Below are 20,339 nucleotides of genomic sequence, written 5' to 3' on the forward strand. Positions count from 1 at the left end.
AACAAATTTTCACTAGTCGTGTTTATTTTTTGAGGTAAGGAGAACAATGACACTTATAAACACAACCACATCCAGACTGGTGGGTCAAAGCAAACCAGCTCCAACAGGAGCCGAAATTCTTCGTGTTGCGCGAAAGCTCAGAGGTTACACGCAAGCTGAATCAGCCGCTCATTATGGTATTGAGGAGCGTACGTTAAGACGATGGGAAAATAGGGAATATAGCCCACGCTGGAATGATGTTATTGGCCTAGTTGAAGATGTGTACTTACTCGATATTTTAGAAGTGATAGGAAAAATCCATGACCAACAAGCAAGTGACAATTAAACAGGTACGTACTGCCCTTAAGCGCTGGGGTAAGTTTTGGTGTAGTAAAGAGCTAGGTAAGGGCTTTAGCCGTCAAGCTGCAACTGAAGCTATTGGCAGTTCATCAAGCAAATACGTGAGTGCAGAGCAGATGCATGTGCCAGATGAAATTGCTCAACTTACCGCATCAATTGAGTTACTTAGACCAGAATGTAAGCGTGCAATCCGAGCTAAATACATGATGCATAACAAAGTGGTCGATGCAGCAAAAACATTGGGTTTTGACAGCAAGCGTTCAATGGAGTTTTGGTTATTGAAAGCTGAGCAAAGCTTGATGGTTAATATGTCGACACATTAGCAACAATAAAGGGGAATTGTATGTCCGTAATGAATACAGTAGAGCAACTCAAAAAACATGAGGGGTTTCGCCAATTTCCTTACCTTTGTACCGCGGGAAAGCTGACTATTGGCTATGGTCGAAATCTCGATGATAAGGGGATTGATGAAGAAGAAGCAGAATCACTGCTTGCGAGCGATGTAGAAAATGCCAAAGCGGCGGTGGCACGCAGGATTGCAATCCAACACTGCAACGATGCACGGATGGCGGTGCTGGTAAATATGGCATTTAACTTAGGGATCACAGGGTTACTTAACTTTAGTCGAATGTTACAAGCGGTCGAAAAAGGTGATTTTGATACCGCTGCGCTTGAAATGTTAGATAGCCGATGGGCAAGACAAGTGCCTAATCGCGCGCAAGAGCTTGCTCAACAGATGATCTCTGGGGAATGGCAATCATGAGTCTATTAGGTAGCCTATTTTCTGCAAAAACAGTGGCTCCGATAGAAGCAATTGGCAATATTCTTGATGAATTGTTTACCAGTGAAGAAGAAGTACTCAAGCAAGAGCATTTAAAGGTGAGACTAATAGCAAAGCATGCATTAGTACAAGCGCAGATCAATCAAGTTCAAGCAGCGCATCGCAGTGTGTTTGTTGCGGGGGCGAGGCCTTTTTTGATGTGGGTGTGTGGTCTAGGCTTTTTGTTTTCGTTCGTGATTAATCCAATTCTACAGTGGTTAATGCCTGAACATGGTACGCCTGAGTTGCCGCTGGATGTGATGTTAGAGCTTACGCTTGCCATGTTAGGGCTTGCAGGGCTTAGAACCGTTGAGAAAGTAAAAGGGGTCAGCAAGTGAATCATCCTGAACAATGGCAAATGAAAAAGGAGTTTAATTTGGCCCACATTCTCACCACCATTGCGCTGTTGGTGTCTGGTGTTATTTACCTTGGCGACTTAGATAAAAGGATCACCACAAACTCCCAAGAGCTTGACCACCTCAAGCAAATTCGCCAAGAAGACCAAAAGCGCATCGAAAAGCGCTTAGATTCTATAGATAAAAAATTAGATACGTTGCTCGGTGCCCGCAGAGTGGGTCCGTAGCGCCGCTATTATCGGCCGTATTGGCTTTCTTTATCCAACCCCATTTAAAAGGAGAGTAGCATGAATAATGCTATCGATTTGACGCGCCTATCTGCACCTGATGTGTTGGAGACAGTCAGCTATGAAGCTATTTATCAGGAATTAGAAGCGCAATTGCAACAGCAGTTTCCAGATTATCCATTTCTTCCCTCAGATCCAGCAATAAAGCTGATGGAGCTTTTTGCCTATCGTGAGGTATTGCTGAGGCAGCGTGTAAATGACGCCGCACAATCTGTGATGGTGGCATATGCTACGGGCAGTGACTTGGATCATTTGGGTGTTTTGTTCGGTGTGGCGAGAGAAGAAGCGGAATCGGATGAACGCTATCGTTTGCGGATCCCACTTTCTCTTGAAAGTCATTCAATGGGAGGTACATCAGGTGCTTATCAGTACCATGCGTTTACCGCTTCTGCAAAAGTGAAAGACGTATTTGTTGAATCAACATTGCCGGGCATTGTTGAAGTCCATGTGTTACCAGTTGCGGATGTGGTGACTTTGGAAGATAAAGAAGCACTGAGAACAGAGGTGTTACGTTATCTCAACGACGAAGATGTTAGACCGCTTACGGACCTTGTACGCGTGCATTTGGTAGAGCCAACGGCCTACACGATTGAAGCCGATATTTACTTTAATGCAGGGATTAATACGGAGCAGGTTAAAGTGTCCATCCATCGTGCAATTGAAAACTTTATTCAATCGCATTACTTGCTCGGGAAAGAAGTACCCAGTTCGGGACTTATTGATGCCTTGCATCAAGGAGGAGTAAGAAAAGTGAAGCTTCGCTCGATGCATGACGACCTCTCACCAAGTGCTAAAAATGCAGCTTACTGTCGCGATGTGCAATTACATTTTCCAACGGAGTAAGGTGAGCTATGACAAGTTATCATAAATTACTGCCACCTGGCACATCAAAGCTGGTTCGCACTATTGCTGAGCAAGTTGAAGACTTACCGAGTAAGCTTGAGGTAACACCAACTATCCCAGAATATGTGGGCAAGCAATGGCACCCAGAGACCTGCCCTGAGGCTTTATTACCTTGGCTTGCATGGTCTTTATCAGTAGATGAGTGGGATGAAAGCTGGCCGGTAGATACTAAACGGGCATTTATCGCCAATTCGGTCAAAGTACATAAGCACAAAGGTACGGTTGGCTCGGTAAAGCGAGCATTGGCAGCGCTAGGGGTAAGTGTTGAGTTTTTTGAATGGTTTCAAGAAATTGATGATATAGCACTGGCGCCTTATCAATCAAAGCAGCCACATACCTTTATGTTTATCGCGTGGGCGAATGAAATTCCGTATACCAGTGACGCTGTGATCTTAAGCCCAGAGCTTTACCAAGCCGTTAAAGATGTTACCGATAGTACTAAACCAAAACGCGCCCATTTCGACTTTTTAGTCGGTGCCAAAATGAGCCTAACACTGCAAACAGCCTCTATTGCCAGTGGCTTGCAAGTTGCGAGAAAGTCAGCGCAAACTGAGGCCGTAAAAGCACCCGGAGCCACCGTAGCAGCGGCATTTGCATTGGCAAGCAATAAACAAATCGCAGCAACTGGCCGGTATATGAAAAGCCAGCATGTGAATGCGTATTTACAAAGCTCTGCGCGAGTAGGGCTTCACTTAAATAACCGTCGTCATGTGGTTAGCCGAATTTATTTAACCAATGAGCAAAGATTGCCTGCCGCCAAGTTTGACTTTACGACGGAACTTGCGAGCACTTTGCACTTTACTAATCGTCGTTTTCAAGTGGCTAGATTCTACTGCCACACTTATACCAATTTGTCTTAATACGTGCTCAATTTGAAGGAGTAAATCTGACGCTAACGGCGTTAAAAATTTCTCATTTAGAACAACTAAATAGCAAAATTTTCGCCTTGCCTACATGGATGTAGGTACCTTAGCGATAGCAGGACGCGGTAGCGGAGTTATCGACAAGATTTTCTCGCCTCAAAATAGCTCACTTAATTAAGCAAATTGGTATTAATCATCGCAGCAATTTAGCCTACAACCGCTATTGGAATAGCGAATAAACACTTCAATTGATGTCATCAGCGTTTACCCAGCGGTAGTACCTATTGGTATAAAACCCATTGCTGTCATTTCATATCAATGTGCTTAATAAATCAGCTTATTAAATGAGTTGTGTATTGATGCGGGTTGATATTACTCAACAAAAGGAGACAGGTGCTGTGAGCACGATTTTACGGCCGACCATCACCACCGCGGGTTTGGAAGCAGTATTTAACGCCCAAAAAAATGGCTTTCAAGCGAAGATCAGCAAGGTAGGACTTGGCACTGGCAATTATACGCCAGATCAAGGCCGCCGCCAGCTACAACAAGAAGTCCACCGCATTATGGTGGCAAGTGGCGAAGATAAGGGAAATGCCCAAATCCATATGAGTGTGATTGATGATACCGATCACAACTTTTGGGTCAATGAAGTGGGCTTTTATATCGAAAGCGAAGCAAATGGCCAAACACAAGAGGTGCTATTTGCGGTGTATTCTTCACCAGATAGACCTATTGCTTATAAATCGGCGGAAGTCGATTTACTTCTTGCTTTTGATTTGGTGCTAACGGGCGTGCCTGCCGACGCCGTTACCATCGTCGATAACGGCGTTAATCTAAATATTCTTATCGCCCCTGAACTTGCCAAGCTAGGCGCTGCGCAAATTAACAATATGACTCGTCATCTTAAACAGAAGTTTGAGTTGATGGACAAAGGAATTTTATAGGAGCAACTCATGGCATTAGAACAAGATATTGCTAATCTCATTCAGTCTACGGATGCCTTAACGGCGGTGGTAGATAACAAGGCGCAGCAGCTCGATAACCAAATGGCTGTCTTTGACACGCGTATTGCGAAAAAAGAGCAAGATGTCGACAAATTTATTCAAGAGGCGGTGCCAGAAACACGCTATGTTCAGGATATTTTTATCGGCGGTTCAAAGGATTATTTTTATCCGGTGTGGTGGCGTTTTCCTGGTAATTACGCTGGGACAAGTAAACTGACTATCGCTCGAGATTATGCTTGGAACTCAGATACCAAGCCTTTAGATCCGAACCGGCCTCACCAAGCAGGGCTTCTGTTAGAGCTGGAAGGTAATGCCTATGCTTGGGATGGTGATGCTAACTTTATGCAAATTAAGCGTTTTCATGAGCGTTATAACCCAACTGTAAGTCACCTTAGTTTCGCTGCGCACTGTAAATCTGAAAAAGTAGACGCAACACTAGATAGTTATGGTGGAGGAACCGATGGAAGTGTGGGGCCGTGGTGCAGAGCATTTAGTGGTTTGTATCTAAGGGGCGGAGGCTTAAGCTATCGTATAATCAAAAACTGGACTGGTGATGTCAAATACCATGACGGTGCGGATATGAATAGAAGAAATATTTACGAAACAACCAGTGACACATGGTCTGTTCGTTGGTACGCAGAGCCAATTCCATTTGCCGAGCGCTTAGCCCCAACACTAAGCTCTATTCCATACGCAAACCATCCATATACACCACCAACAGCTTAAAGGAGTCACAATGGAAATTAAAACCTTAAAAATCGGTGATGATGAACTTATCAATGTACCGGCAGATGAAAAAACACTGGCAGACTTAGGAGTAGCCAGTGCTGATATTCCGGGCATTTTAGCTGAGGCAAAGCAGGCTCAGCTTGCAGCGCAATGTATGCATGCTAGAAGTTTTGCTTACCAGAGCGAGTCAGATGGTCTTGCCTTCGATTACTTAGCGGCAATGGCCGAGCTTGGTGAAACGAGTGAAGCCGCACAAGCGGCAAAAACTGCGTGGCTGCAAGCGCGAAGCACCATTAAAAACCGCTATCCAAAACCCTGATAACACCAATCTACAACGACTTTAGGCTATTAAGCCCACCATTCGGTGGGCTTTTTTTGTGCCTGATTTACCGCTGAGATAACACTCAGTATTCCTTTTACAAATTGTATTAACCATATGGAGAAAAAATATGGCATTAGAACAAGATATTGCCAAATTGATTGAGGCGTCAAACGACCTCACCGCAACCGTCGATAATAAAATTCAAGATATTACGGCGACTTTAACTAGCAGCGTTGTTGATGCAAAAAATAAAGTCAACTCGGAGTTAGGCAAAATAGATCAAAGGTTTGACTCTGCCCGCAAAAAGCAGTCGCATTTTCGCGTGACTAAAAACCAAGCATTAATTCCCAATGAGGCAGGGACTTTTCCACTCTTCTGGAGTGGTGGTTATGTAAAAGAAGCGAGGCTTTTAGAAACAGTTACAAACGGAGTCGAAACAGACCAAAGAACACCGCTTGCAAGAGAATTTTTACGAGCAATTAATTCCGACACCAAATACTTTGCAGGTAAATTTAATATTTGGGAGCTGGAATATTACCCAAATCGTCGAGGCGAGAGTGCACATCTATTTGCGTATTTAATGTACCAGTACTTTAGAGCGCCTACCGTTGTAACAGCAGCTGCGGTTGTGAAACATATTCGAGGGACAGTACCAAACAATTGGTGGTGTGAAGGCTTAGAAGCAAATCAAGACGCAAAGCTTTGTGGTAAGGTCATGAGTTTTGGCCGAAATAGATATGGTCATTGTCATCCTTACGTTCCTGGTGAAGGTAAACCTGAGGATGAAACTGGCGTGATTCAAATTGCCCTTCCTGCAGTTGTGACAGGAGAAGTACCTTTGGATGACTGGGGACAATTCGCCTATTTAGGTGACGCTACACAAAATGCTTACGACTAAGGAGAATAAAAATGGCAAAACTAATAGTAAATAACCATATTGTTGACAAGTTCTACGACGCCAATACCCCACATTTTGTAACGCAAGAGTTTGTTGAAGACACATTTGGAGTGGGAACAACATTCACACTAGAGTTAAGCGCAGTTGAGACAGCACTACAGAGCAAGCATTCTGCGCGTGAGCAAATTGCTCAACAAGTTGCAGACACAGATACATTGCTCGGTACAACGGCAGATACGGCACAATTACTGCTGAAAGAGCTGAGCAGTTTGGTTACTTCACTTAGCACCGCGCAATCACTGGATGACGTTAGAGCTTCTGTGAGTGGACTTAAAGATAAAATTGGCCATATCCACGCTGATGTGCAATCGGGAAGCTTAACTTTTCCGTATCAAGTGAAAGGCGAAGCTCAAGTGATGCACGAAATCGCCGAGCGTGCAAATGGCGTAAGCCAAGCACTGCAAAGTAACGCTTAAACATACCTACCACAAACACCCAGTCATTTTTGATTGGGTGCCTTATAACAGGCCCCATTATGTCTTTAACTAACTTCAGTGCGGTCAGTCTTAGTCAATTACCCGCATCCGATTTACTTGAACCCGTTGAATTTAAATCGCTTTATAACGAACTAAAGCAAGCCGTAGAACACGCCTGCCCAGAACTTTCTGAGCTGTTACCTAGCGACCCCATCGTCAAGCTGATGGAAGTCTTTGCTTATCGAGAGCTGCTATTACGTAAACAGATTAATGAAGGCGCGCAGCAGGTGTTGCTGGCAAAAGCCACGGGCAGTGAACTCGATTATTTGGGGAATCGTTTTGCGGTGATACGAGAATCTGGGGAGAGTGACGAGCGCTTTCGAGCGCGTATTCAATTGGCACTAGAAGGGTTTAGTACAGCAGGGCCAATTGGTGCGTATTGTTTTCACACGCTTAAAGCCTTACCTCAAGTTAAGGATGTTTTTGTTGAGTCTCCCGAATTTGAGCAGCTTCAGGTCGAGCCGCCATTATCAGACTTAGTACCAGAGCATACGAAATTGCTGCATTGTACCCATGCCGCTAGGCTTCAAGATGCCGCGCCGGGGGATGTTGCGATAACGGTGCTGACAGATAGAGGCAATGGCATACCAAATCAAGACGAAATCACAGCAATTACAGAACATTTGTTTCAAGAAGATATTAGGCCTTTGACGGATAGGCCACGAGTACTCTCAGCTGAAGTAAAAGAATTTACCCTCCGCGCCACGCTTTATTTATATCCAGGCCCCGATGAAGAAAACGTGAGATCTACGGTAGAGCAAAGCGTGCAGCAATGGTTAAAAACACATCATAAACTTAATCATGATATTCGTTTATCTGGGCTTTTTAGTGCGCTACACCAAGCAGGTGTGCAACGTGTTGAGCTGCTCTCACCTACCGCCGACATTATCAATACCCCTTGGCAGGCTGCGTTTTGTACACAAGTGGAGATAAACATTGCAGGAAGAGATATTTAATACACTATTACCGCACGCAAGTACTAAGCTTGAGCATGCGCTGGCAAAGGCGCTACGCAAAGTTTCCGCGACTCCTGTTCCACTTGGTAGCCTTTGGGATCCGTGGCGATGTCCCGAGCATTTTTTACCTTGGCTTGCGGATGCACTCAGTGTGGACTTTTGGGATAGCGCTTGGCCAATTGAAGTGAAGCGCAAGATTATAGCGAATAGCGTGCCCGATCATCGAATAAAAGGGACGGTTAGTGCGATAAAAAGCGCGCTCTCCACTTTAGCTGCAAAAGTTGAGCTTAAAGAGTGGTGGCAACAAGAAAATCCTCACGCGTTTACGCCGCATTCTGCACAGATCATTGCTTTGGCCGCTCAGAACCTAGATCCAGCAGGCAGCACGTTACTGACTCCTAAGTTGCAAGCACAACTTTGGCAAGCTGTGGTGATGACAAAACCATGCCGCAGCCAAATTAGTTTGCGTGTAGGTGTACAGCAAAGTGCAAATTTATCACTCAATACCGTCAGTCAGTCTGCGAGCCTCCAGCGAACATGGATGCCTCAACAAACAGATAATGTTGCAAATTTAAGCCAGTCGTATCTTGCTGGAACTTCTGTTTTGCAAGGGGTGGGCAAAATATCCGGTGAAGTGCGCTCTGATCTTAAAAGTGCTTCCAGCCTGTATGTTCACGCAGCGCCTTTTGCTATTCAAATCCAGCGACAGTCGTTTTATTGCTATTAATACCTAAACAAAGCTGCTGCAAAAACAAACTTGAAGATTAACAGACTCTAAAGGAATGACTCATGGAACAATTTACGCCGCTTATTACGCAGGCGGGATTAAACGCGGCCGTTAATGCCAAAGCCAATGGTTTTACCATTGATATTAGCGCGATTGCGGTAGGCACTTCTGGCTATACGCCGTCTCGTAGCCAAACTAGGCTGCGAGGTGAAAAAAATCGAGTGGCGATTGCCGGCGGGCAAGTTGTTGGTGACGGGCAATTTCATATTACCGGACATTTTATTGACGATGCTGAGTACGCGGTGCGCGAAGTGGGTTTTTATCTTGCCGATGGCACTTTGTTTGCCGTTTGGTCTCACCCGCAAAATGTACTTTTTTATCAAACTCCCATTGCACAAATTGTACAAGGGTTTGATCTGCTGTTAAGTGCTGCACCCGTAGACGCTATCACGATTAATACTACAGGCGATTTAACGCTTTTTTATGCCGGTGAATTTCTCGACATGCTGGTGGCACAAACCCAACAACTGAGTGCACAAATTCAAGCGAATCACCGACAAATTCAATTCAACAACAGACTACTACAGCTAGGAGTGTAATATGGCGGATTATCAGCCAATGACATTAGAGCAGCGCATCGCCGCACTGCAAGCCGAGAACGGCAAATTAATCGATTCAAATAATGCCCTAACCCAAACCGTGATCGGCAAAATGGGGGAGATTAATCATGCACTAAGTGATGCGCAGCAAGATATTAGCGAAGCGATTGGTTTGGCAGGAGCAAAAACAGATCAAGCGATCCTCAACTTTGCAGATAGCCATTCTGACTTGCGAATTAATTATTATGATAGGGCGGATCATTCTAAGAGCTCGTTAAATATAGAAGCTGAACCTGAAGCACCACATATTTCAAAATGGGTGAAAGTACCTATCGCTACGCAGGGTTACTACACCTATCCAGCCCCTCAGGCGCTTACCAAAGTACATCTGACTCGTAGTTATAGTTATGCACCTGGTCACAGTGAAGAAGATCAATATAGTCATGATTGGTCTAGAAGCTTTCCTCAATTTGTATTAGCAAACTATGAAGCAACAAGTGACCAGATTAACGCTGAGGTTGAGCGTTTAGGCCTTCAGCCAAAAAGTACAGGTGGGTGGAATGCATGTGCAACCACTCAGACTATTGACACAATTAAGCTTCATGGTTTGCACCCTTATTCAATGCTATTTGTTCGCTTTGTCAACATGCTCCCATCGCCCGTTGGCAGTGACAAAACACCACAAAATATCGTTGAATTTGGTGGTAACGCCACTTTTGCTGTTGACCGTGTTATTAACTATCCAAGAATCGAGGTGTAATTATGCAAGAACAAATTCCTTCACAACAAGACCATTTAGCGACACTCGCGTACCTAGACAAGCAAGTCAAACGCGGGCAAATAAGCCGAGCAGTGGCGGATGTAGAATCTATTCTTGGGACTACTGCAGATACAAGCCACCTAGTATTAGTTGAGTTTATTAAACTGCTTGATGGCCTCAGCAAAGCAACAACACTTGCCGAGATGCGTGCAGCGGCATCACAGGGGCGTGACAGCCTAGGTACATTAACCACAAAAGTGCTGAATAATGAAATTCAGTTTCCCTATCAAGGTAAAGGCGCTGAAAATGTTTACCAAGAAATTGAATCTCGCGCTACTGGTGTTGCAAGCATTTTAACGTCCTCAGAATAAGGCACTCTATGGCAAATCAATCAATCGATCTTTCCACTTTGCCAGCGCCAAATATCCTTGAACCACTTGATTTCGAAAGCCTGTTCCAAGCACGTAAACAACGTTTTATTGAACTTGCACCTGAATATGCCGAAGCGTTAGCGCTTGAAAGCTCGCCGCTTGCGATTTGTTTGCAAGTTGAAAGCTATCGCGAGCTGTTATTACGACAGCGTGTCAATGAAGCCGCGGCGGCTAATTTGTTAGCCACCAGCCAAGGCGCCGATCTTGAGCATCTTGGCGCTTTTTATGGGGTGGCTCGGTTGCCCGATGAGCATGACGAAACCTTACGAATGCGTATTCGCAACAGCACCATAGCGTCCAGTACGGCAGGTAGTGCGGCGCATTATCGTCATCAAGCCATTGAAGCTGCACCGGGATTAATCAAGGATGTGTCGGTGCAAAGCCCAGGGGATGGGCTGGTGGTGGTAACGGTACTGGCAAAGTTTGACACTAATGCAGAACAGGTTTTAGCACAAGTGAAAGAGAGGCTATTTGACGACTCGGTGAAAATGCTAACAGACACGTTAGAGGTCAAACTTGCACAGCCCGTTTGGGTAGATGTTGAAGCTGAGCTTTATCTCAATACTCATGCTTCTGAACTTATTATCAATAAGCTGGAGCAAACGTTGCAAGACAACTGGCTCAACATCACGACACTTGGCTGGGATTTAACGCCAAGCTGGCTGCATGCACAATTACATAGTACGGGAATTAGGCATATCGAACTGCTTGCTCCAACACAGTTAATTGATGTGGCAGCCCATCAGTACGTTATGCCCAAGTCAATCTCGCTGACATTAAAGCGAGGCTAAGATGACGTTATTACCTTCTAATCACACTTTGCTGCAACGGCGATTGCAGCAAAGTGTTGCCGTGAGTGACGATATTCATACGGGTATCTCAAGGTTATCTGGGTTTAAGGCCGAACCGCACGACAACTTGCTGATGTGGCTCGTTTGGGAGTATGGCTTAGAAGCTATTTTGCCCTACAGCCAAGATCTTCGCGAAACCATCAAGGAAGGTCTGGTTTGGCAGCGACTTCGTGGTACACCAAAAAGTGTAGGCATCGCGCTCAATTGGCTCAACTTTGACGAGGCTGAACTTGCGGTTGATAAACCCGGACGCCACTTTTATCGCTATCAATTGGCATCTGGCAAAATTCCAGGGAACAAGGCGCTGAAAGATATACATCAGCTGCTTGGACTATCTGCCCCGGTAAGAGCTAAGCTCTCACGTATTTATCATGGTTATGATGTGCGTGAACTGAAGTTGTCTCAAAGTGGTTTTGGGGCGCTTCTATCTGATGTTTCTGGCGTGCCATTTCATGATGGCGATAACACGCTATGCAAAGTCAGCTTTGGCCGCAGCCACCAGCAAGGTGTGAGTCATAACGTGACGAATGCCTCTACACACCTCAGTAGAACACATAGTCAGCGCAGTCATTACCTCACCACAAAACGCTTGAGTGAATATAAGCTCAGTGACAAAGAGCCTTCACAACTGCCTGTGAGCTCAGCCCGAATCAGGCTGCTTTCGCAGCATCGCGTGTGGTCAACACGCTCGTGGCAGGGTGAGTGGCAACAAAGCTGGACTAAAGCCGATGCGTTTTTTGGTGATCCGCTTCATGCAACGACTGTACATTGGCAACATCGTCAAATGATGCCGCTCTCAGCTGCGCTCGCCACCACTGGACGGCTTAATGTTCATTGTAGTCGTTTCCAAGTGGTACTCCCAGAATAGCACTCCTCAAATAAATGGAATTCTCAATGCAATCATCACAATTTGCCTCTGTTGTATGGACGACACCGGGGCTTGCCAAATTGACGCAGGCGCTAGAGCAAGGGCAAGCTTTTACGTTGACGCATTTGTCCGCAGGAAGCGCAGGTTATATCGCGTCTCACTTGCAAACTCAGTTACGACAAGAGCGCCAAAAGGTCCCGATTTTACAGGCGGAGCAACTCACTGCAACACAAGTGCGTTTTAGCGCAGTGTTTGAAGGGGAAGCCGATTACCCAGTCAAAGAATTAGGAATTTGGTCTGACAGCACCTTAGTCGCGGTATATAGCGCAGGGGGCGAAGTGCTGAATCATAAAAGCAAAGACGTAGCCTGGTTAGAGGTCATTTCGCTTAACCTCGCAGCGCTGCCTGCACAGCAAGTCAGTTTTGAAACAGGCGTGCTTAACACCAATATTTTTATGGCAAAAGAGCTGGCTACATCTGTTTATGCACATCTTAGACAAGGTAAAAGTCTAATTCAGCAAGCTAACCAAACCATGCAACTGGCGATGCGCCTGCGCAAAGCAAACATAGGATAATACATGACCATAGAATCACAACTTGCCCAGTTGCAACAGGCTGCAACGGAGCAAACCGAAGCAAGTGTTCAACTTGCCAACAATATCACCGAAGGCTTACAGGAAATTGATCAGGTTAAGCAAGATATTGCTCATACCTATCAAACGGTTAATCAGAACAACCAAGCACTGAATGATTGGCAAACTCAGTCTGGCAGCGTCAACCTCAAAGATCTAAATGGCAACAGCCATACACTGCCAACACTTAAATCACTGATTGCAGATGCACAAAGCGTTAACCCGCATCCCCATGTAATGACCAAAGCCCAGTTTGATGCACTGCGCGACATGCGTAAACAGCAATATGCGGGAAGTGGGTTTGTTGAGTGGGGAAAAGAATCCATAGATGAAAACTGTAATATCAATGACGGTATATGGCAGGCCATATCCCCAGAGCGAAATACGTTTTTCCTCGGCCGTAGTGGTAAAGATGTAAACTCCAAAGGCATATCGCTAACAGACTACCCTATAGCAGTAGTTGATGGTGTATCCCATAAATTGGAAAATGTTGCTTGTGCTCGATCTTATATAATTAATAAAGTTAGATTTCCGATGGCCCCAGACGGCACCAAAACCTATGATTCAGCGTCTGGCACCGTCACCCAGCACAACGATGCTGCAACCGCATTTACAGCAGAAACCGCTACCAATAAGGTGATCACCTCTCGTAAAGACTTAGTGTTTCTGGAATCTTGGCACGAGAAAATTGCTGATAAAGACATCGTGTATCCGCTAGGGAATGTGCAATATGGCGCAAATAATTATAAAGGCATTACCCTTCGTAATAATCTCGTTGCTCAGGGGTATTCAGCGTTTGGAGAGTGGGACGCTGATACAAAAGGGCATGGCGTTAAATGGTCATCGCTAACGGAGTCGCAAAAGGCTATTTTCCTTGGAGAGCCTGAGCATAATATTTACTACGACCCAAAGGCAAAAGCGTATATTCAGGTTAGATATCGAGTTAGGGTTGTTGAGGGAGTTGGGGATAATTGGTATCGAGTTCAAGCCGACGGCGTAACAGTCATCAATCAATTTTTGGGCTACAGTTCTGGCAACCAAACAAGTGTGGTTAAGCCTCAAGGAGCAAGTACTGAATTACTTGATTTAGGTGCTCACCCTGCAGGTAATAGGGGGATGTATAAAACACCATTTACAGTACTATCGAATTCTGAAGCAGGCCTAGGCGCATTCGTGGCTTGTCAGTATGATGGTTCACCAGTGTCTGGCGTATCGTCAAACAACAAATGTTATGCTTTACCAATTGCTTTGGTACAGCGCCTCAACCAAGGTGCCTATCATCCGAGTTACAACCCATTGGGAACGGCAGGTTTTTCACGTAGTGATATGCCTGATAGTCAAGGTCATGCTGTGACATGGAATAGTCCTGCTTTAAAACAAAAACCAGTATCCACACAGCACTGTTTTGATTCCAATATAGCGAGAATACCTGCAGGTGGAATCGATTGGGGTAGCATTAGTGTTGCTTATAGCGGACGGCCGGACCAATACAAATATCATGACGCAATCTATGCAGGTCAAGTCGAAGACTTACGTTTGAATGCTAAGAAGCTTCATACAGAAAAAGTGAGAGAAAGTAAGCTGAGTGATGCCATTGCGGCTAAGTTCAGAGGTAAGGAAACGCTTCCATTTACCAAGGTAAAATCGGGCAACTGCTATGACTCAGCTGTCACAATTTATTTGTTTAAAAAAGGCATGAGTTCAGAAAGTAGCCTAATTGGAGATGACAAGCTATACAACGGTAGCAGATTAATCTCAAGCTACCCAAACCAAACTAAATTTAAAGCATCTCCAATTGCAATAAAGTTTACTGACGAGGGGAATACAAACTTAACTACTTTTGCTGGTGGCGTCACTCTCAATCAATGGTTGGTTTTGGATGAATTCTCTATTGAGGGAAATGGCAACTTGATTGCCCTTACTAACCCAAACACGGGAAATTTAAATTGGTTCAATACAGGTAGAGCATCAACAATACAGGCTGAGCTATTATTTCCTACAGATCAAAGTAATGCAGAATTTGATATTTTGCCTTGGACTGACATTGTTGCTACGCCTGATAACTTTAAATCTACATTTCCTGATGGTGTACAAGGTCAATGGATACCAAAGTTACCAGACGGGACAGCTGGCTATCCACTAAATCGGAAACTATCCGGTGATACGTTATCAGCAACCTTTACTATCGACCAGGGACAAACTTGGGTTAAAAATAATGTGCAGTTTGATCCTGTAAAAAATATAAATTCAGTAAGCTGGAATGCCAATGCCGTGGCATTGTTGCAGTATGAGTCAGACTCCGTGTTCACTCATGCAGCAACAAACTCAGCGATCTGTGGGGATATTGGGCGAGTCTATGCGACCCAAGCATATTTGAATCAATATGGAAATCGATTGCAATCCAGCCTTACAGGGTTAGTAGGCAAACGTAATAGCAGTGCATACTTTCAAGAGCATCTTAATGTTTCAAAGCACGCTTATTATAGCCCAAACCAAACCCTTGGATGGACATCTCGTGCAGGTGATGAACCAATCCATGAACCATTAAATCTTGATGTTCCAAATGATAATTCGCCAGCAGTAAAAGCGTTATCGACAATTACTGAAAAGAACGGGCTGCTGTATTTACAGTTTCATGGTACGGAACTCAAATATAAATCAATTCATCTAAGTGATGTTGAAGTCATTGAAGCCGGCGTTGAGGCGAGCGTTGTTAAAGGGAAGGTATACAGGCTGCAAGGGTTTGATAACGGTCACTTAAACAGACCTGTCATTGCGGTACAAGATAGGTTGAACTTCACTTTTTCAGCGTCTGCATTTGATGGCTATCGCGTAGCAAATGACGGCCGCATCATGACAAGTTCAGGCGTAGAATATTCACTCATTAGAGTTCACAACAATGACTGGGGCGACGATCAAACCATCCCAATTATCGATCGCGAAAACACCAAAACCGATCTCAACGGCAATACCGTCAAAGTGTTCTGCCATCACACCCTATTCCCAATAGGGATTGCACACAATGGATAAGGAGATTGTAATGAATACTGAGGCTGAGAACCTCACGGCTGATGCAGTAGAGGCCTTAACGCTGAGCTATACGGACGTGCAAACAAAAATAATGCTGCGTCACCCTCAAGAGCAGATTGACGAGGTGCTACAACTTGCCATTGAGCAAGAAGAAGCCGCATATCGCGAGGCGCATGCCGCGTGGCAGACTGAAACGACAGAAGTGCAAGCACAGATAGCTGAGGCGCAAGCGCACAATGCCGCTAACCCAGATGAACTAATGCCTGTGCCGCCACTACCAGCGGAGCCTATGCTGGACTTGCAAGTGAGAAGAGCTTGCTATCGTGTTGAGCATGTGGAGGTGGATTTAGCATTAACCACTGAAACTGTTGAATCGCGCATAGAGTACGACGACGAAGCGCGAATGGCTTATCACCATCCTGCGACCCTTGCGCATACTGAACAACAAATTGCAGACACCAAACGTGAACGCTTTAAAAGTCAGCGTGCAGCGAATGTGGCGTCAATCGCCGTTGAAGTTGATGGTCTGGTGTTTGATGGTGACGAACAAAGTCAGCAACGTATGGTTCGAGCCATACTACTGATGACAGACAGTGACACACAGCGCTGGGTACTTGCTAATAACAATGTGGCCGAAGTAACCAAAGCACAACTTACGCAAGCTTGTTTACTTGCCGCAGAGCAGCAATCCGACCTCTGGATTGAACCTTACTAAACCTCTACCTTCTCACCGAGCTTAATTTTTAGCTCGGTTTCATTTCTTTAAGGAGCAGTCCTTGGCCACTTTAACACTTCAAGGCCGAAAGGCGCTTGCACGGCTAATGCAGCAGCAGGCTATTTATTTGGCATGGGGTAACGGCGCATCAAGTTGGGATAATACTTTGCCGCCAACCCCTACCAATACCACACAACTCACTAATCTCATTGGTTATCGCAAGGCAAAGCAAATTCGCTTTTGTGAGCCAGATGAACAAGGCGAAATTCAGGTACCAACCGGAAAGTTCCGCTTAAGCGACACCGCCAGCCAACATCTGTATTGCCAATTCACCTACGACTTCGAAGATGGCTTAGGTGAGCATATTCGCGAGCTTGGCTTAATGCTTGGTACGACACCAAAAACGGGCATTCCAGCTGGAAAATATTACCTCTTACCAGACGAGGTTGCAGAGGCAGGTGAGCTTATTTTGCTTGAGCATCGCACGGCGCTATTTCGCGACCAAGGGGTACGCGAAACGTTTGAGTTTGTGATCAGTTTTTAAGAAGAAAGCAATGATAAAAGATTATTACCAGCAGTTTGATCCTGCAAAGCGTTACAGCCAGCTATTGTTTCGAGCGAGTAAAGGGTTGCAAAGTCGTGAACTCAACGATCTACAACTGCAGTCTCAGCACCATGTAAAAGGCATCGCTGATGTATTGATGAAAGATGGGGATGTGGTTAAGGGGGGCGAGGTGGTTATTGACCAAGCTCATGCCGTTGCAACCATTGGCGCATCCTCAGTATATTTACAGGGCGCGGTACATGAGGTCGACACCAAACAGTTAGCGATTGCGCTAAATAAACTCGAAATTGTCGGGGTGTGGTTAGCAAAGGAAGTGGTGACAGAGCTTGAAGATTCAACACTTAGAGATCCAGCCATTGGTGCACACAATTTTGACGAAGCGGGTGCCGCGCGACTGAAAATCTCGGGCCGTTGGGGGCTGAGCGACAGCCTTGACTATCCCAATAGCGACTTTTTTCCCGTTTACCAAATCGATCATGGCACGCTTATCGTTAAGCAGCCGCCACCACAACTAGACTCAATTACCAGCGCACTTGCGCGTTACGACCGCGAGTCAAACGGCGGGAGTTATGTGGTGAGCGGGCTCAATGTCAGCTATCGAGAGAGCACGGCAAGCCACCAGCACTTTAATGTGCAAGAGGGGAAAGCGCATATCAATGGCTATGAAATAGCGTTTAACACCGCACTTCCTGTTACGCTGCCAAACGACCCCGATGTACGTGAGGTGATCAATGAGCCGAGCCGATTTAGCGCCAATACCCAAGGCGCTATGCGAATTGATTTAGACTTTGCACCGGTGCAGCGCATTGATCAGGTGACCGCAGAGGTGAAAAAGCGTACCTCTCTGACTAGAGGCCACGCGCAAACCGGCCAAAATACCGATCCCTTTGATGATGACTCTGTCATTGAAATTTTGCAGATCTCGCAAGGTGGCATTGAATATCAGCAGGGTATCGACTTTATCTTTACCCGTAATCATATTAGCTGGCGTGATGGTGGCAATAAGCCAGCTTCAGGCACGTCGTATGACGTGGTGTATACCTATCGCCGACTTATTGAAGTTGATGCCGACGAAACCGGGTTTTGGCTCGAGCAGCAGTTAAGCGAGGCTGAAGAAATGCTCGAAAATGGCCTTGTGGTCGTCGATTATCACTGGTTTATGCCACGTATCGACCTGCTCCTGCTTACCCCCAATGGTCACGTTGAGCGGATCAAAGGTGCACCCGACAGAATCAACCCGCAAGCACCTTTAGTGCCTCATCAACACCTGGGGCTAGCTCAAGTGCAGCAACACTGGGGGAGTGCGCCGCCGCATATCCAAAATATTGCGATTGAAGCAGTACAAATGACAGATCTTGCGTTGATGCAACAGCAGATCTCAGATTTATACCAATTGTTGGCCATTGAACGCCTACGTAACGATACCAATGCCCAGTCTCCTGCGAGCAAATACGGCGTGTTTGTTGACCCGTTTTTAGATGACGATATGCGCGATATTGGACTTGAGCAAAGCGCTGCTATTGTGGATGGCGAACTTATGCTGCCAATGGCCGCAGAAATAACTCAGTTGTCACAACCACAAGTCCAGACATTACCGTACGAACTCGAAGACGTCTTAATACAAGAAAGCCGTACTGGGGAGATGAAAATTAATCCTTATATGGCATTTGAACCACTGCCTGCGGATGTCACGTTAACCCCAAGTGTTGATCATTGGACGCAAACCCAGACTCAGTGGACAAGCCCTATTACTCGCAGGTTAACTAGCGGTGGAGGGCGTGTTCGTCGCGTTATTACTCAAACGAGTACTGAGCGAGTTGGTGTTCGCCGTCAGCAAGCGGAGTTCTTGCGCACTCGTTGGGTCAACTTTGCTATCTCTGGGTTTGATTCAGGTGAGCAACTGGACTCACTGTTATTCGATGGCATTGAAATTATTTCAGAGGTGCAAGCATGATCCAAGCAAATACACGCGGTGAATTAGCAGGTCGATTTAAAGTGCCAAATAATGTTCCCGCCGGAACTAAATTGGTGCGATTTATTGGTAAGCAAGGTTCGGCAGGAAGCGCTAGTTATACAGGTAGTGGCGTGATTGAAGTGGAAACATTGAGGCGTGTAAATAGCATTATTACTCAGCGTTTTGACCCACTCGCACAAACTTTTATTTTGGAGCAATCGCGATTTATTGCCGGTGTTGAATTATGGTTTACCGCCAAAGGACAGGAGGCGGTTGAAGTACAAATTCGAGAAGTTGTACAAGGTATTCCTACGCAAACTGTGCTGGCAAGTAGCAAAATAAGCAGCGATGAGATAAAGCTAAATGACCAATCGACACTGTTTACCTTTACTCCAACCTTTTTAAATGCCGATCAGGAATATGCGTTGGTTGTGTTAACTGATGGGGCCGAGCACAGTGTTGCTATTGCAGAGCTCGGTAAGCTTGATCAGGCGCACAACTGGGTTACCTCTCAGCCGTATCAAGTAGGGGTGTTGTTATCATCAAGCAACGCTAGCACCTGGACGCCACATCAGGATAAAGATCTGACATTTAAGTTAAAGGCCGCCAAATTCACAGAGCAAAGTAGACGGATTGAACTCGGCGAGGTAGAGGTTGAACAAGTAACAGATTTAATGCTTTTAGCTGTAGTCCAGCGCCCAAGTGCAGATACTCAAGTTACCTTTGAACTCACGTACCCTACTGGCAATAAAGAAAAAGTGCTAAGCGTTCAAGAGTGGCAACCAAGTACGCTTGGAGAAACCATAACAGGCAAGGTGAAGGTCGCTGCTGTATTGACGGGAACACAAAACTTAACGCCAGTACTTTTTGCGGGCAGCCAGTGTGTTCACGGGCAAGTCGCGCAAACTGGAGACTATATCTCTCGTGAGCTGCGCTGCCGTTTAGGCGGTGATTTAACGGTGAGCTTTGAAGCGAATATTCAAAGCCACTCAGAAGTACAAGCCTTGATGCAAAAAGGAGATGTTTGGCTACCGCTTGCACTGGATAGCAGTTCAGTACTGAACGATGGTTGGCAGCAGTTCAACTACACCTTTAACGGTGTTGATACCGCCACAACACGGGTGAAACTGGTACTGAAGGGGACTCCTGCACAGCGCCCTAGAGTACGAAATCTACGCACATTTACTTTGTAGG

General features: G+C 45.6%; 25 protein-coding genes. All 25 read left to right on the plus strand.

Annotation, left to right across the window (positions count from 1 at the left end):
* Nucleotides 1–46 precede the first annotated feature (46 nt).
* Complete coding sequence (locus GSF04_RS10015) at nucleotides 47–325, plus strand: helix-turn-helix transcriptional regulator (protein WP_010378322.1); 279 nt, start codon at nucleotides 47–49, stop codon at nucleotides 323–325.
* Nucleotides 300–662 (plus strand): hypothetical protein, encoded by a 363-nt coding sequence (locus GSF04_RS10020; protein ID WP_039496108.1) that lies wholly within the window; start codon nucleotides 300–302, stop codon nucleotides 660–662. Before GSF04_RS10015 ends, GSF04_RS10020 begins: the two co-directional genes overlap by 26 nt.
* Nucleotides 663–682: 20 nt before the next feature.
* Nucleotides 683–1,102, plus strand: a complete 420-nt coding sequence (locus GSF04_RS10025; protein ID WP_211859433.1) for a glycoside hydrolase family protein — start codon at nucleotides 683–685, stop codon at nucleotides 1,100–1,102.
* A complete protein-coding gene (locus GSF04_RS10030; protein ID WP_211859434.1) occupies nucleotides 1,090–1,497 on the plus strand; it encodes a 3TM-type holin in 408 nt (135 codons plus the stop codon). Before GSF04_RS10025 ends, GSF04_RS10030 begins: the two co-directional genes overlap by 13 nt.
* On the plus strand, nucleotides 1,494–1,742 hold the full coding sequence (locus GSF04_RS10035; protein WP_010378331.1) for a hypothetical protein: 249 nt from the start codon (nucleotides 1,494–1,496) through the stop codon (nucleotides 1,740–1,742). Before GSF04_RS10030 ends, GSF04_RS10035 begins: the two co-directional genes overlap by 4 nt.
* 60 nt (nucleotides 1,743–1,802) lie before the next feature.
* Nucleotides 1,803–2,645: a baseplate J/gp47 family protein gene (locus GSF04_RS10040; protein ID WP_069020304.1), complete on the plus strand. Its 843-nt coding sequence runs from the start codon at nucleotides 1,803–1,805 to the stop codon at nucleotides 2,643–2,645.
* 8 nt (nucleotides 2,646–2,653) lie between these two features.
* Nucleotides 2,654–3,565 (plus strand): phage tail protein I, encoded by a 912-nt coding sequence (locus GSF04_RS10045; protein ID WP_211859435.1) that lies wholly within the window; start codon nucleotides 2,654–2,656, stop codon nucleotides 3,563–3,565.
* A gap of 401 nt (nucleotides 3,566–3,966) precedes the next feature.
* Nucleotides 3,967–4,512 carry a phage tail protein gene (locus GSF04_RS10050; RefSeq protein ID WP_019647288.1) on the plus strand — a complete coding sequence of 182 codons (546 nt, stop codon included), beginning with the start codon at nucleotides 3,967–3,969 and terminating at the stop codon, nucleotides 4,510–4,512.
* A gap of 9 nt (nucleotides 4,513–4,521) precedes the next feature.
* Nucleotides 4,522–5,298 carry a phage tail protein gene (locus tag GSF04_RS10055; RefSeq protein WP_211859436.1) on the plus strand — a complete coding sequence of 259 codons (777 nt, stop codon included), beginning with the start codon at nucleotides 4,522–4,524 and terminating at the stop codon, nucleotides 5,296–5,298.
* 10 nt (nucleotides 5,299–5,308) lie between these two features.
* Complete coding sequence (locus GSF04_RS10060; RefSeq protein ID WP_211859437.1) at nucleotides 5,309–5,620, plus strand: hypothetical protein; 312 nt, start codon at nucleotides 5,309–5,311, stop codon at nucleotides 5,618–5,620.
* A 130-nt stretch (nucleotides 5,621–5,750) separates the two neighbouring features.
* Nucleotides 5,751–6,521, plus strand: a complete 771-nt coding sequence (locus tag GSF04_RS10065) for a hypothetical protein (protein WP_211859438.1) — start codon at nucleotides 5,751–5,753, stop codon at nucleotides 6,519–6,521.
* A gap of 11 nt (nucleotides 6,522–6,532) precedes the next feature.
* A complete protein-coding gene (locus GSF04_RS10070; RefSeq protein ID WP_211859439.1) occupies nucleotides 6,533–6,997 on the plus strand; it encodes a hypothetical protein in 465 nt (154 codons plus the stop codon).
* Between the two features lie 59 nt (nucleotides 6,998–7,056).
* Complete coding sequence (locus tag GSF04_RS10075) at nucleotides 7,057–8,013, plus strand: baseplate J/gp47 family protein (RefSeq protein WP_211859440.1); 957 nt, start codon at nucleotides 7,057–7,059, stop codon at nucleotides 8,011–8,013.
* Complete coding sequence (locus GSF04_RS10080) at nucleotides 7,994–8,740, plus strand: phage tail protein I (RefSeq protein WP_211859441.1); 747 nt, start codon at nucleotides 7,994–7,996, stop codon at nucleotides 8,738–8,740. Before GSF04_RS10075 ends, GSF04_RS10080 begins: the two co-directional genes overlap by 20 nt.
* Nucleotides 8,741–8,802: 62 nt before the next feature.
* Entirely contained in the window at nucleotides 8,803–9,339 is a 537-nt protein-coding gene (locus GSF04_RS10085) for a phage tail protein (protein WP_069020287.1), read from the plus strand.
* A 1-nt stretch (nucleotide 9,340) separates the two neighbouring features.
* On the plus strand, nucleotides 9,341–10,099 hold the full coding sequence (locus GSF04_RS10090) for a hypothetical protein (protein WP_211859442.1): 759 nt from the start codon (nucleotides 9,341–9,343) through the stop codon (nucleotides 10,097–10,099).
* A 2-nt stretch (nucleotides 10,100–10,101) separates the two neighbouring features.
* Nucleotides 10,102–10,470 carry a hypothetical protein gene (locus GSF04_RS10095; protein WP_211859443.1) on the plus strand — a complete coding sequence of 123 codons (369 nt, stop codon included), beginning with the start codon at nucleotides 10,102–10,104 and terminating at the stop codon, nucleotides 10,468–10,470.
* 8 nt (nucleotides 10,471–10,478) lie between these two features.
* Nucleotides 10,479–11,321: a baseplate J/gp47 family protein gene (locus GSF04_RS10100; protein WP_211859444.1), complete on the plus strand. Its 843-nt coding sequence runs from the start codon at nucleotides 10,479–10,481 to the stop codon at nucleotides 11,319–11,321.
* Between the two features lies 1 nt (nucleotide 11,322).
* Nucleotides 11,323–12,249: a phage tail protein gene (locus tag GSF04_RS10105; protein WP_211859445.1), complete on the plus strand. Its 927-nt coding sequence runs from the start codon at nucleotides 11,323–11,325 to the stop codon at nucleotides 12,247–12,249.
* Between the two features lie 26 nt (nucleotides 12,250–12,275).
* Complete coding sequence (locus GSF04_RS10110) at nucleotides 12,276–12,824, plus strand: hypothetical protein (protein ID WP_211859446.1); 549 nt, start codon at nucleotides 12,276–12,278, stop codon at nucleotides 12,822–12,824.
* A gap of 3 nt (nucleotides 12,825–12,827) precedes the next feature.
* A complete protein-coding gene (locus GSF04_RS10115; protein ID WP_211859447.1) occupies nucleotides 12,828–15,911 on the plus strand; it encodes a hypothetical protein in 3,084 nt (1,027 codons plus the stop codon).
* A gap of 10 nt (nucleotides 15,912–15,921) precedes the next feature.
* Nucleotides 15,922–16,626 (plus strand): hypothetical protein, encoded by a 705-nt coding sequence (locus tag GSF04_RS10120; RefSeq protein ID WP_249122465.1) that lies wholly within the window; start codon nucleotides 15,922–15,924, stop codon nucleotides 16,624–16,626.
* Nucleotides 16,627–16,687: 61 nt separating this feature from the next.
* The gene (locus GSF04_RS10125) at nucleotides 16,688–17,170 is read left to right on the plus strand and encodes a hypothetical protein (RefSeq protein WP_069020271.1); all 483 of its coding nucleotides are present in this window, start codon (nucleotides 16,688–16,690) and stop codon (nucleotides 17,168–17,170) included.
* Nucleotides 17,171–17,180: 10 nt separating this feature from the next.
* Nucleotides 17,181–19,145 carry a DUF4815 domain-containing protein gene (locus GSF04_RS10130; protein WP_211859449.1) on the plus strand — a complete coding sequence of 655 codons (1,965 nt, stop codon included), beginning with the start codon at nucleotides 17,181–17,183 and terminating at the stop codon, nucleotides 19,143–19,145.
* Nucleotides 19,142–20,338, plus strand: a complete 1,197-nt coding sequence (locus GSF04_RS10135; RefSeq protein WP_211859450.1) for a hypothetical protein — start codon at nucleotides 19,142–19,144, stop codon at nucleotides 20,336–20,338. Before GSF04_RS10130 ends, GSF04_RS10135 begins: the two co-directional genes overlap by 4 nt.
* Nucleotide 20,339: the final 1 nt, after the last annotated feature.

Source organism: Pseudoalteromonas sp. A22 (genome assembly GCF_018141345.1).
Lineage (GTDB): Bacteria > Pseudomonadota > Gammaproteobacteria > Enterobacterales > Alteromonadaceae > Pseudoalteromonas > Pseudoalteromonas maricaloris.